The 13,144-nt window shown below is 71.7% G+C and carries 9 protein-coding genes; 3 read left to right on the top strand and 6 right to left on the bottom strand.

Annotation, left to right across the window (positions count from 1 at the left end; genetic code table 11):
- The first annotated feature begins 111 nt into the window (after nucleotides 1-111).
- From IF61_RS0102820 to IF61_RS0102830, 3 genes are all read left to right on the top strand, one after another.
- Entirely contained in the window at nucleotides 112-1,452 is a 1,341-nt protein-coding gene (locus IF61_RS0102820) for a cytochrome P450 (RefSeq protein ID WP_030364576.1), read from the top strand.
- 213 nt (nucleotides 1,453-1,665) lie between these two features.
- Nucleotides 1,666-3,027, top strand: a complete 1,362-nt coding sequence (gene glnA, locus IF61_RS0102825) for a type I glutamate--ammonia ligase (protein ID WP_030364577.1) — start codon at nucleotides 1,666-1,668, stop codon at nucleotides 3,025-3,027.
- A 41-nt stretch (nucleotides 3,028-3,068) separates the two neighbouring features.
- Nucleotides 3,069-6,131: a bifunctional [glutamine synthetase] adenylyltransferase/[glutamine synthetase]-adenylyl-L-tyrosine phosphorylase gene (locus IF61_RS0102830; RefSeq protein ID WP_030364578.1), complete on the top strand. Its 3,063-nt coding sequence runs from the start codon at nucleotides 3,069-3,071 to the stop codon at nucleotides 6,129-6,131.
- A gap of 22 nt (nucleotides 6,132-6,153) precedes the next feature.
- Here the strand turns inward: IF61_RS0102830 and IF61_RS0102835 are convergent, their stop codons facing one another.
- The 6 genes from IF61_RS0102835 to IF61_RS0102860 all read right to left on the bottom strand — a co-directional run bounded on the left by IF61_RS0102835 (nucleotide 6,154) and on the right by IF61_RS0102860 (nucleotide 12,965).
- Nucleotides 6,154-7,002 carry a phosphatase PAP2 family protein gene (locus tag IF61_RS0102835; RefSeq protein WP_030364579.1) on the bottom strand — a complete coding sequence of 283 codons (849 nt, stop codon included), beginning with the start codon at nucleotides 7,000-7,002 and terminating at the stop codon, nucleotides 6,154-6,156.
- Between the two features lie 36 nt (nucleotides 7,003-7,038).
- The gene (locus IF61_RS0102840) at nucleotides 7,039-8,091 is read right to left on the bottom strand and encodes a LacI family DNA-binding transcriptional regulator (protein ID WP_030364580.1); all 1,053 of its coding nucleotides are present in this window, start codon (nucleotides 8,089-8,091) and stop codon (nucleotides 7,039-7,041) included.
- A gap of 25 nt (nucleotides 8,092-8,116) precedes the next feature.
- A complete protein-coding gene (locus IF61_RS0102845) occupies nucleotides 8,117-9,760 on the bottom strand; it encodes a glycoside hydrolase family 13 protein (RefSeq protein WP_030364581.1) in 1,644 nt (547 codons plus the stop codon).
- A gap of 92 nt (nucleotides 9,761-9,852) precedes the next feature.
- Nucleotides 9,853-10,719, bottom strand: coding sequence for a sugar ABC transporter permease (locus IF61_RS0102850; RefSeq protein WP_043187603.1), 867 nt, complete (start codon nucleotides 10,717-10,719; stop codon nucleotides 9,853-9,855).
- Nucleotides 10,716-11,657 (bottom strand): carbohydrate ABC transporter permease, encoded by a 942-nt coding sequence (locus tag IF61_RS0102855; protein WP_030364583.1) that lies wholly within the window; start codon nucleotides 11,655-11,657, stop codon nucleotides 10,716-10,718. Before IF61_RS0102855 ends, IF61_RS0102850 begins: the two co-directional genes overlap by 4 nt.
- Before the next feature lie 6 nt (nucleotides 11,658-11,663).
- Nucleotides 11,664-12,965 carry an extracellular solute-binding protein gene (locus IF61_RS0102860; protein WP_030364584.1) on the bottom strand — a complete coding sequence of 434 codons (1,302 nt, stop codon included), beginning with the start codon at nucleotides 12,963-12,965 and terminating at the stop codon, nucleotides 11,664-11,666.
- Nucleotides 12,966-13,144: the final 179 nt, after the last annotated feature.

The following is a 13,144-nucleotide window of genomic DNA, read 5'->3' on the forward strand; positions in this document are numbered from 1 at the left end:
CCCCCGGCCCCGCGTTCAGAAACTGTCAAACCGGAGAAACCCGGGGTTTTAGCCCCCGGGCAGCGGAAAACCTCGTGGCGCGCCCCACGCACCGCCGATCGAGGGACCGCCATGCCCGTCACGTACGTGTCCGGAACCGCCCCCGGGGGCCTGCCGCTCGTCGGCCACGCCTGGCCGCTCATGCGCCGGCCCCTCGACTTCCTCCGCTCCCTGCCGGCCCACGGCGACCTCGTGGAGATCCGCCTCGGATCCGTCCCGGCCTACGTCCCCTGCCACCCCGAGCTCGTGCACCAAGTGCTCTTCGACGACCGGACCTTCGACAAGGGAGGCCCGTTCTTCACCCGGCTCCGCGACATCGTCGGCAACGGCCTCGGCAGCTGCGCGCACCGGGACCACCGCCGCCAGCGCCGTCTCGTCCAGCCCGCCTTCCACCGCGCCCGCCTCGACGGCTACGCGGGGGTGATGGCGGAGGAGGCCGCCCGCCTGTCCGCGTCCTGGCGCGCGGGGGAGACCGTCGACGTCTTCCCCGCCATGTTCGGCCTCACCCTGCGGACCGTCACCCGCACCCTCTTCTCGGCCCGCCTCGCCGAGGACGACGTGGCCCGCCTCCAGCACTCCTTCGCCGTCGCGCTCAGCGGCCTCTTCCGGCGGATGTTCGTCCCCGGGCCGGTGCAGCGCCTGCCGCTGCCCGCCAACCGCCGCTACGCGCGGGCCCTCGCCGACCTGCACACCACCGTGGACCGCCTCGTCACCGCGTACCGGCGCAGCGGGCAGGACCACGGCGACCTGCTGTCCACCCTGGTCGCCGCCCGGGACGAGGACGGCAACGAAGGCCTGACCGCCACCGAGATCCACGACCAGGTCATGACGATGGTCTTCGGCGGCTCGGAGACCATGGCCGCCTCCCTGACCTGGTCCCTGTACGCCCTGGCCCGGCACCCGGAGACGGCCCGCGAGCTCCACGAGGAGCTCGATTCGGTCCTCGGCGACCGGCCCGTGACGCCCGCCGACGTGCCGCGCCTGCCCTGCACCGGGCAGATCGTCACCGAGTCCCTGCGCCGTTACTCGCCCGCATGGCTGTTCACCCGCGTCACGACCGTCCCGGTGGACATGGCCGGCCGCCGCCTGCCGCCCGGCAGCACGATGGTCGTCAGCCCGCCGGTCGTCCACCACAGCCCCGCCGTGCACGCGTGCCCGGCGGAGTTCCGCCCCGCCCGCTGGCCCGCCGAGCCCGGCCGGCCGCCCCGCGAAGGAGCCGTGATCTTCGGCGTGGGGGCCCGCAAGTGCATCGGCGACGTCTACGCCATGACCGAGGCCGTGCTCGCCCTGGCCACGTTCTGCCACCGATGGCGCATGGAACTCGCGCCGGGCGCCGACGTGCGACCGCCGGCACTGTCCACGGTGCAGTACCCCCGCCGCCTCCTGCTGCGGCTCACGGACCGCCCGCGATAAGCGGAGGCCGGGCCCCCGCTCCGCTCGCCGCCCCGCCGGTGCGGCAACCGCCCCCGAGCAGGCAGTATGGGGGGAGAACCGTACACGCACACGATGCGGAACGTTCGGACCCATGTCTGCAACGCACCCGACATCATGTGGTGGGATGCTCTATGCCCCCGATGTGCCCCGCGGCTTGGGAAGGGGCGGCCTGACCAGCGAGGATGGGTAGCTATGGATAAGCAGCAGGAGTTCGTGCTCCGCACCCTGGAAGAGCGCGACATCCGCTTCGTGCGGCTGTGGTTCACCGACGTGCTCGGCTATCTGAAGTCCGTGGCCGTCGCCCCCGCCGAGCTGGAGCAGGCCTTCGACGAGGGCATCGGCTTCGACGGCTCCGCGATCGAGGGCTTCGCGCGGGTCTACGAGTCCGACATGATCGCCAAGCCGGACCCGGGCACCTTCCAGATCCTGCCCTGGCGCGCGGAGGCCCCCGGTACCGCCCGGATGTTCTGCGACATCCTCATGCCGGACGGCTCGCCCTCCTACGCCGACCCGCGCTACGTCCTCAAGCGCATCCTCGCCAAGACCTCCGACCTCGGCTTCACCTTCTACACCCACCCCGAGATCGAGTTCTTCCTGCTCAAGGACAAGCCGGTGGACGGCACCCGCCCGGTGCCCGCCGACTCCTCCGGCTACTTCGACCACACCCCGCAGAACGTGGGCATGGACTTCCGCCGCCAGGCCATCACCATGCTCGAATCCATGGGCATCTCGGTCGAGTTCAGCCACCACGAGGGCGCCCCCGGCCAGCAGGAGATCGACCTGCGCTACGCCGACGCGCTCTCCACCGCCGACAACATCATGACCTTCCGGCTCGTGATGAAGCAGGTCGCGCTGGAGCAGGGCGTCCAGGCCACGTTCATGCCGAAGCCGTTCTCCGAGTACCCCGGCTCGGGCATGCACACCCACCTCTCCCTCTTCGAGGGCGACCGCAACGCCTTCTACGAGTCCGGCGCCGAGTACCAGCTGTCCAAGGTCGGCCGGTCCTTCATCGCGGGCCTGCTGAAGCACGCCGCCGAGATCTCGGCCGTGACCAACCAGTGGGTCAATTCCTACAAGCGCATCTGGGGCGGCTCCGCCCGCAGCGCCGGCGCGGGCGGCGAGGCCCCCTCGTACATCTGCTGGGGCCACAACAACCGCTCCGCGCTCATCCGCGTCCCGATGTACAAGCCCGGCAAGACCGGCTCCGCCCGGGTCGAGGTCCGCTCCATCGACTCCGGCGCCAACCCCTACCTGACCTATGCGGTGCTGCTGGCCGCCGGTCTCAAGGGCATCGAGGAGGGCTACGAGCTCCCGGCCGGCGCCGACGACGACGTGTGGGCGCTGTCCGACTCCGAGCGCCGGGCCATGGGCATCGAGCCGCTGCCGCAGAACCTGGGCGAGGCCATCGCGCTGATGGAGCGCAGCGAGCTGGTGGCCGAGACCCTCGGCGAGCACGTCTTCGACTTCTTCCTGCGCAACAAGAAGCAGGAGTGGGAGGAGTACCGCTCGGAGGTCACCGCGTTCGAGCTCCGCAAGATGCTGCCCGTGCTCTAGCCGGTGCCTATCATGGCGGCAGTGCGGAGCGAGGGGTGCCGATGACACTGCCCGAGGGTCGTCGCAGCAGCGCGTACACCCGGCTGCTGAAGTACGGCTTCACCGATCCGGCGGCCGCCGAGCGGCGGCTGGAGGCTCCGCCGCTCGCCGCGAGACGCGGCGATCCCGTCCTGCTCGACGCCCTCGGCGCCACCGCCGACCCGGACCTGGCCCTGCACAGCCTGGTCCGGCTCGCCGAGGCGCTGGACGCCCGGCCGGACGGCGACCGGCAGGCCCTGCTGGACACGCTCGTGACGGCCAAGCCGCTGCGCGACCGGCTGCTCGGGGTGCTCGGCGCCTCCGAGGCCTTCGGCGACCACCTGGCCCGCCACCCCGGCGACTGGCACGCCCTCGTCACTTACGAGGCGGCCGATCTCAACCCGGGCGTCCCGGAGTTCGAGAAGGCGCTGGCCGACGGCGCGCGCGCCCGGCGGGAGGCCGGCCTGGGCGCCGCCGACGCCCTGCGCGCCGCCTACCGCCGCTGCCTGCTGACCATCGCCGCGCGCGACGTGTGCGGCACCACCGACGTCGCCCAGACCGCCGCCGAGCTCGCCGACCTGGCCACGGCCACCCTGCGCGCCGCCCTCGCCATCGCCGCCGAGGAGCAGCCCGCGGACGCCGCGGCCTGCCGGCTCGCCGTCATCGGCATGGGCAAGTGCGGCGGCCGGGAGCTCAATTACGTCTCCGACGTGGACGTCGTCTTCGTGGCGGAGGCGAAGGAGGGGACCGCCGAGGGCCCCGCCCTGCAGGCCGCCACCCGGCTCGCCTCCCGGATGATGCGCGTCTGCTCCGACGTCACCCCCGAGGGCACCATCTGGCCCGTCGACGCCAACCTGCGGCCCGAGGGCCGCAACGGCCCCCTCGTGCGCACCCTCTCCAGCCACCTCGCCTACTACCAGCGCTGGGCCAAGACCTGGGAGTTCCAGGCCCTCCTCAAGGCCCGCCCGGTCGCCGGCGACCTCACCCTCGGCGGGGCCTACACCGATGCCGTCGCACCGCTGGTGTGGCAGGCCGCCGAGCGCGAGAACTTCGTGCCCGACGTGCAGCAGATGCGCCGCCGCGTCATCGCCTCCATCCCCGCGGGCCAGGTCGACCGGGAGCTCAAGCTCGGCCCGGGCGGGCTGCGCGACGTCGAGTTCGCCGTCCAGCTGCTGCAGCTCGTCCACGGCCGCTGCGACGCCACGCTCCGCGCCTCCGGCACCCTCGACGCCCTGACCATGCTCGCCGCGGGCGGCTACGTGGGCCGCTCCGACGCCGCCGCCTTCGACGCCGCCTACCGCTTCCTGCGCACCGTGGAGCACCACATCCAGCTCCACCGCCTGCGCCGCACGCACCTGATGCCGGAGGCCGAGGCCGACCAGCGCCGCCTCGGCCGCTCCCTCGCCCGCGTCCTTTCGTGGCCGCCCGGCACCGAGCCCGTAGAAGGCCTCGGCCGCGAGTGGAAGCGGCACGCGCGCGAGGTGCGCCGGCTGCACGAGAAGCTCTTCTACCGGCCCCTGCTGGACGCCGTCGCCCAGCTGGAGCCCGGCGAGATCCGGCTCAGCGCCAAAGAGGCCGGAAACCGCCTGCAGGCCCTCGGCTACGCCGACCCCGCCGCCGCCCTGCGCCACCTGGAGGCGCTCGCCTCGGGCGTGTCCCGCAAGGCCGCCATCCAGCGCACCCTGCTGCCCGTCCTGCTCGGCTGGTTCGCCGACTCCGCCGACCCCGACGCCGGCCTGCTCAACTTCCACAAGGTCTCCGACGCCCTCGGCCGCACCCCCTGGTACCTGCGGCTGCTGCGCGACGAGGGCGCCGCCGCCGAGAACCTCGCCCGCGTCCTGTCCGCCGGCCGCCTCGCCCCCGACCTGCTGCTGCGCGCCCCCGAGGCCGTCGCCCTGCTCGGCGACCCCGAGGGCCTGCGCCCGCGCGGCGAGGAGGCCCTCGAACAGGAGACGCTGGCCGCCGTCAACCGCTCCGAGGGCGCGGAGGCCGCGATCGTCGCCGTCCGCGGCGTCCGCCGCCGCGAGCTCTTCCGCACCGCCGCCGCCGACATCATCGGGGCGTACGGGCGGGGCGGCTCCCACGGCACGGGCGAGCCCAACGGCGAGCGCGACCCCCACGTCCGCGTCGACACCGTCGGCGACGCCGTCTCCGAGGTCAACGCCGCCGCCGTCGCGGGCGCCTTGCGCGCCGCCGTGCGCGCCGAGTGGGGCGACACCCTCCCCACGCGCTTCGCCGTCATCGGCATGGGCCGCTTCGGCGGCCACGAGCAGGGCTACGGCTCCGACGCCGACGTGCTGTTCGTGCACGAGCCGCGCGAGGGCGTCACCGACGAGGAGGCCGCCAAGGCCGCCTTCGCCGTCGCCGGGGAGATGCGCCGCCTCCTCCAACTTCCCACGACCGACCCGCCCCTGCACATCGACGCCGACCTGCGGCCCGAGGGCAAGTCCGGGCCCATCGTGCGCAGCCTCGCCTCGTACGCCGCCTACTACCGGCGCTGGTCGCTCGTGTGGGAGAGCCAGGCGCTGCTGCGCGCCCGCCCGGTCGCCGGCGACCCGGGACTCGGGCAGCGCTTCATCGAGCTCATCGACCCGCTGCGGTATCCCGCCGAGGGCCTCGGCGAGGACGCGGTGCGCGAGATCCGGCGGCTCAAGGCCCGTATGGAGAGCGAGCGGCTGCCCCGCGGCGCGGACCCGACGACCCACACCAAGCTCGGGCGCGGCGGCCTGTCGGACGTGGAGTGGACCGTACAGCTGCTGCAGATGCGGCACGCCTGGGCGGAGCCCGGGCTGCGCACGACCCGCACCCGCGAGGCCCTCGCGGCCGCCTGTGCCGCCGGGCTGCTGAGCGGGGAGGCCGCGGCCATACTGGACGATGCGTGGGTTCTCGCGACGAGCGTGCGCAATGCGGTCATGATCGTCCGCGGCCGGTCCGGGGACACCTTCCCCACGGAGCCGCGGGAACTCGCGGCGGTGGGCCGCTACCTCGGCTACGAGCCGGGGCACGTGGGGGACATGCTGGACGACTACCGGCGGACGACGCGGCGCGCTCGCGCGGTGGTGGACGAGCTGTTCTACGGGGCGTGAGCCGCGGCCGGGGCCGCGGTCGCTACGCCACGTGCTGCCGGAGGCGTCCCGGCGTCGCCCCGAACCACAGGAACGAGGCGGCGAAGCCGAACGACAGGCACAGCAGGCCGCCCACGGCGTCCAGCCAGAAGTGGTTCGCCGTCGACACGATGACCACCAGCGTCGCCAGCGGATACAGCAGGCCCAGCACCTTCGCCCACACGGGCCGCGCCACCATCGCGATGACGACGCCGCACCAGGTCGACCACCCGATGTGCATCGACGGCATCGCCGCGTACTGGTTGGACATGTCGGCGAGGTTGCCCGAGGCCATCGAGCCCCACGTGTGGTGCACGACGACAGTGTCGATGAAGTGCTCGCCGGACATCAGGCGCGGCGGCGCGAGGGGGAAGAGGTAATAGCCGAGCAACGCCACGGCCGTGGTGGCGAAGAGGGCCAGTCGCCCCGCGGCATAGCGGCCGGGATGCCAGCGGTAGAGCCACACCAGCACCCCGATCGTCAGGACGAAGTGCAGGGTGGCGTAGTAGTAGTTCATCCCCACGATCAGCCACGTCACTGAATTCACGGCGTGGTTGACGCTGCTCTCCACGGCGATGTGGAGCGTGTGCTCGGCCCGCCATATCCAGTCCGCGTTGCGGAGCGCGGCCGCGCGCTGCTCGGGAACGGCATTGCGCACCAGTGAGTAGATCCAGTAACTCACCGCGATCAGCAGCACCTCGAACCACAGCCGGGGCCTGCGCGGAGAGCGGAGCCCGCGCAGGCCCGCCCTCCGGGCTGCGGCACCCTCGGCCGGCGGCCGGTCCGCTCGCTCCTCGCTGGGTGGCGGGGCGGCCGTCCGGCCCTCCAGTGTCCTTGCCGTCGCTTCACCCATAGGGAAACAGTCTGCCAGAAACCGGCCTGCCGCAGATCATCCCCAAGTCTGGTCTTCGCCCGCTTTCGGCCGGGTTTCCGGAACCGATGCGGTTGAACCCCGAACCACCAGTTCGGGAAGGAACACGAACTCGCTGTGCGGCGCCGGGGTACCGCCGATCTCCTCCAGCAGCGCCCGCACCGCCGCCTGCCCCATCGACTGCACCGGCTGCCGGATCGTGGTCAGCGGCGGGTCCGTGAAGGCGATGAGCGGCGAGTCGTCGAAGCCGACGACCGAGACGTCCCGCGGCACTTCCAGGCCCTGCTGACGGGCCGCCCGCACGACGCCGAGCGCCATCATGTCGCTCGCGCACACCACGGCCGTGCAGCCCCGCTCGATGAGCGCCGAGGCCGCCGCCTGCCCGCCCTCCAGCGAGAACAGCGAGTGCTGCACCAGCTGCTCGGCCTCGGCCTCCGCCATGCCCAGCTCCTCGCGCATGCTGCGCAGGAACCCCTCGATCTTCCGCTGCACCGGCACGTACCGGCGCGGACCCAGCGCGAGCCCTATCCTGCGGTGCCCCAGTGCGGCCAAATGGGTGACGGCCAGACTGACCGCCGCCCGGTCGTCCGGAGACACGAACGGGGCCCGTACCTTCGGCGAAAAACCGTTGATCAGAACGAACGGAACGCCCTGCGCGCGCAGCCGCTCGTAGCGCCCCATGTCCGCCGAGGTGTCGGCGTGCAGCCCGGAGACGAAAATGATGCCGGAGACCCCGCGGTCCACGAGCATCTCCGTCAGCTCGTCCTCCGTGGAGCCGCCGGGCGTCTGCGTGGCCAGCACCGGGGTGTAGCCCTGGCGCGTCAGGGCCTGGCCTATCACCTGGGCGAAGGCCGGGAATATGGGGTTGTCCAGCCCGGGCGTGATGAGCCCCACCAGGCCCGCGCTGCGCTGCCGCAGCCGCACGGGGCGCTCGTAGCCCAGGACGTCGAGCGCGGCCAGCACGGACTCGCGGGTGGAGGCGGCGACCCCCGGCTTCCCGTTGAGTACCCGGCTGACGGTTGCTTCGCTGACACCCGCTTGGGCGGCGATATCGGCCAGCCGTGCGGTCACAGGACTGGACCTTACCGGTCGCATTTCAGACTGCCCACCAAACACAGGAATCGACGGGGATACGGACCGTACCACCGGTGAATTCCAGGGCGGCCGTGGCCAGCACCGGACGGCCCGGCACCGGCATGCCCACCTCGTCCTCGCCCGTGTTCAGCGTGCACACCAGGCCCGGCCGGGAGAACGCGAGCACCCCCTCGGGCGCCTCCAGCCACGTCATCTCCCCGTCGCCCAGCCCCGGCAGCTCGTGCCGCAGCGCCAGCGCCGAGCGGTAGAGCTCCAGCGTCGAGCGCGGGTCCCCGGACTGCGCCGCCACCGACAGCTCCGCCCACTGCTCCGGCTGCGGCAGCCAGCTGCCGCCCGGCCCGAAGCCGTACGGGGCGGCCTCGCCCGACCACGGGATCGGCACCCGGCAGCCGTCGCGCGTGCCGTCCTGCCCGTCGCCGCGGAAGAACGCCGGGTCCTGGCGCACCTCGTCCGGCAGGTCCACGACCTCCGGCAGGCCCAGCTCCTCGCCCTGGTAGACGTACGCCGAACCCGGCAGGGCCAGCATCAGCAGCGCCGCCGCCCGCGCCCGCGCCAGCCCCCGCTCGCCGCCGCCGTAGCGCGTGGTGTGCCGCACCACGTCGTGGTTGGACAGCACCCACGTCGTCGGGGCGCCCACCGACAGCGTCGCGGCCAGCGACTCGTCGATGACGGCCCGCATCCCGGCGGCGTCCCAGTCGCACGTCAGGAACTGGAAGTTGAACGCCTGGTGCAGCTCGTCCGGCCGCACGTACAGCGCGAGCCGCTCCGACGTCGGCGCCCACGCCTCCGCCACGCCGACCCGCTCGCCAGGGTACGAGTCCAGCAGCCGCCGCCAGGCGCGGTGGATCTCGTGCACCCCGTCCTGGTCGAAGAACGGCAGCACCTGCGCCCCGATGAGCTTCGCCTGCTCGCTCAGCCCGATGTCGGGCAGGCCCGCCGCCTTCACCATGCCGTGCGCCACGTCGATGCGGAACCCGTCCACGCCCAGGTCCAGCCAGAACCGCAGCACCGACTCGAACTCCTCGCGGACCTCCTGGTTCTCCCAGTTGAGGTCCGGCTGCTCCGGCGCGAACAGGTGCAGGTACCACTCGCCGGGCGTGCCGTCCGCGCGCGCCGTCCGCGTCCACGCCGGGCCGCCGAAGACCGACTCCCAGTCGTTCGGCGGCAGTTCCCCGGCCGCCCCGCGGCCCGGCCGGAAGTGGTAGCGCTCCCGCGCCGGCCCGCCCTCCCGGTCGGCCAGCGCCGCCCGGAACCACACGTGCTGGTCCGAGGTGTGGTTCGGCACGATGTCGACGATCACCCGCAGGCCCAGCCGGTGCGCCTCCCGCACCAGGCCGTCCGCGTCCGACAGGTCCCCGAAAAGCGGGTCCACGGCCCGGTAGTCCGCGACGTCGTAGCCGCCGTCCGCCTGCGGCGAGGCGTAGAACGGCGTGAGCCACACGGCGTCCACACCCAGCTCCGCAAGGTACGGCAGGCGGTCGCGGATCCCCCGCAGGTCGCCGATGCCGTCACCGTCGCTGTCCGCGAACGAGCGCACGTACACCTGGTAGATGACGGCGCTGCGCCACCACCCCTCAGTCCCGGATACAGCCTCGGACGGGGAAGCGGCGGCCGGGCGGACGGAGGGCGCGAGGTCCTGGGTCATGTACGTCCTATTCGGATTCGGGTGACGGACTCGGAAGCGGTGGTGCGTGGTGCGCAGTGGTCAATACGGTCAACGACGGCGGGCGGACAAGGTCAGCCCTTGGTGCCGCCCGCGGTGAGGCCGGCCACCAGGTGCCGCTGGGCGATGAAGAACACCAGGGCCGCCGGAATGGTGATCAGCACGGCCGCGGCCGTCATCAGGCCCCACTCGGCCTTCTGCTGTCCGACGAACGTCTGCAGGCCCACGGCGAGGGTGTAGTGCTCCTCGCTGCTCATGAACTGGGTGGCGAAGGCGACCTCGCCCCAGGCGGTGATGAAGGAGTAGAAGCCGGTCACGGCCAGGCCCGGGCGGGCGAGCGGCACGATGAGCCGCCAGAACGTCCCGAAGGGCGTCAGCCCGTCCACCCGCCCCGCCTCGTCGATCTCGACGGGGACGGTGTCGAAGTACCCCTTGAGCATCCACGCGCAGAACGGCACGGAGATCGAGCAGTACGTCACGATCAGCCCGGCGTAGGAGTCCAGGAGTTCCAGCTCACCGAGAATGTTGTACAGCGGCACGATCAGCACCGCCATCGGGAACATCTGAACGACCAGGAAGGTCCACATCAGCGGCCGGTGACCGGGGAAGCGCATCCGCGAGACCGCGTAGCCGGCGGTCGCCGCGATGAGCACGCCGAGGACGGTCGCCCCCAGCGCCACGATCACCGAATTGCCGAACCAGGTCAGGAACTTGGTCTCGCCGAGGATGTGGCTGTAGTTGGAGACGTCGAAGCCGACGAACCGCGTGGGCTCCTGCCAGCCGTCGCGCCCCCGCAGCGAGACGAAGACGATGAAGGCGACCGGGAAGACCGACACCAGGCTCGCGGCGACCAGCGCCGTGTGCAGCGCGGCCGAGGCCGTGCGCGAACGCTGCTCGCGCGGCCGGTGCCCGGGGGGCCGTACGGGCTGGGCGGCGCTCATCGCACGGCCTCCTGTCGGTTGAGCATCCTGCGGTAGAAGACGGCGAAGACCAGCAGCAGCGAGAGGATGAGGATGCCGTACGTGGCCGAGCCCGCGTAGTCGCGGACGCCCTGGAAGGCGAGCCGGTAGGCGTACGTCACCAGGATCTCGCTCTCGGAGCTCGCACCCTGCCCGATCAGCAGGTAGATGACCTGGAACATGTTGAACGTCCAGATCACCCCGAGCAGGATCACCGTCCCGCTCACGGTCTTCAGCCCCGGCAGCGTCACGTAGCAAAAGCGCTGCCAGGGGGTGGCGCCGTCCATCTCCGCGGCCTCGTGCAGCTCCCGCGGGATGGACTGCAGCCCTCCCAGGATCGCGACCATCATGAACGGCACGCCCAGCCAGACGTTGACCGCCACCGCCGACACCTTCTGCAGCGTCGCGTCGCCCAGCCAGTCCACCGGGTCCATGCCCAGCTTCGTCAGGAAGGCGTTGAGCACGCCGTACTTCTCGTTGAACATCAGCCGCCAGGAGAAGGTGGCGACGAAGGCCGGCACCGCCCACGGCAGGATCAGCAGCACCCGGTACAGCGCCCGGAAGCGCATCGGCCGGTTGAGCAGGAGGGCGAGCCCGAGACCGAGCGTGTAGTGCAGGAACACGCACGACGCGGTCCACACGACCGTCCAGCCGAGGCGGGAGTAGAAGTGGCCCTCCTGCCCGGACAGCACCTTCCAGTAGTTGTCCAGGCCCACCGACTTGTAGGTCGCCTCGATGTGGTTGACCCCGATGGTGCGCCCGACGTTCGCCTCGTTGGCGTCGGTGAACGACAGGTAGACGCCCTTGCCCAGCGGGTAGCCGACGAGGACCGCCAGGACGATGACGACGGGCAGCACCATCGCCCACGCGTACCAGTGGGTGCTGAAGGAGCGCCTGACCGTGGTGACGACTGTGGCCATCAGGCCCTACTCCTCGATGCCGTAGTCCTTGAGGAGCGCGGACTGCCAGGCCTTGGCCGTGGCGTCCAGCCCGTCCTTCGGCTCCTCCTTGAGCGTGAGGATCTTCGTGTAGTGCTGGAGCCAGTCCGTGAACAGGTCGCCGCCCTGCGGGATCGCGGGCCGCGCGTGGGCCTTCGACAGCGCCTGGTAGTACGCGCTGCGCACCGGGTCGGCCAGCACCTCCTTGGTGTACGCCGACTTGCGCGTCGGCAGCACGCCGACGCCCGTCGAGGCCTGCTCCTGCTGCGCGGCGTCGGTCATGAAGCGCGTGAAGAGGTAGGAGGCGTCGAAGTTCTTCGAGCCCGCGTAGACCACCAGGTTGTGGCCGCCGACCGGCGCGCCCGCGGTGCCCGTGGAACCGGCCGGGATGGCCGCGATGCCCAGGTTGTCCTTGGACTTGTACGCGTCGCCGCCGAAGATCTCTTTGGTGGCCCAGGGGCCGTCGACCAGCATCGACAGCTTGCCGTTCTTGAAGTCCGTCTTGAGGGCGTTGTAGCCGTCGGTGCCGGCCGGCTTGGGCGCGGCGCCGGACTTCACCAGGTCGACGGCCGTCTCGATGCCCTTGCGGGACGCGGCCGAGGAGATGGTGATCTTCTTCTTGGCGACGTCGACCATGTCGCTGTTCTCGCCGTAGAGGAAGGGCAGCGAGTAGTAGCTGTCCGGGCTCAGGCCGATGCCCTCGGCGCCCGTCTTGTCCTTGATCTTCGCCGCGGCGTCCTTGACCTCCTGCCAGGTGGCCGGCGCCTTCTCGATGCCGGCCTTGGCGAACAGCTCCTTGTTGTAGAGCAGTCCGAGGGTGTCGGTGACCTGCGGGACGCCGTACGTCTTGCCCTGGTAGGCCGCGTTCTTCAGCGGGCCCTCCAGGAAGTCCTCGGGTTTGTCGAGGGCCGGGGTGCCGGTGAGGTCCTTGAGGTAGCCGAGCTGCGCGAAGCCGGGCGTCCAGCCGACGTCGGAACGGAGCACGTCCGGGGCGCCCTTGCCGGTGGCCGCGGCGGTCTTGAACTTCTGCTGGGCCTGGTCGAAGGGCACGTTGACGTACTCGACCTTGATCTTCGGGTACTTCTGCTCGAAGGCCGAGACCAGCTTCTTGAACGCGGGCGCCTCGTTGGTGGCGTCCGAGGTGTCCCACCAGGTGACGGTGCCGCTGACGCTGCCCGGGTCGCTTGCCGCCTTGGCGCCGTCGTTACCGCCTCCGCCGTCACCGCCGCACGCGGTCGCGGTGAGCGCGAGCACACCGACGACGGCAGCGACCGATATGCCTCTTCGCATATGGATCTCCTCATGAAGGAGGCCGACCGTCGCGGGCGGCCCCGAGCTGTGGAGGAAGGTAACAGGCTGCAATCTCTTGCGAAAGGGTTTGCAAGAACGAAACGGCGAGATTTCTCGGTGGTAACCGTCTCGTGTCCAGGGGGTTGACCGGCTCTTACGGGCCTCGTACGGTCTCGTGC

Origin of the sequence: Streptomyces roseoverticillatus, from assembly GCF_000719265.1 — a bacterium.
Lineage (GTDB): Bacteria > Actinomycetota > Actinomycetes > Streptomycetales > Streptomycetaceae > Streptomyces > Streptomyces roseoverticillatus.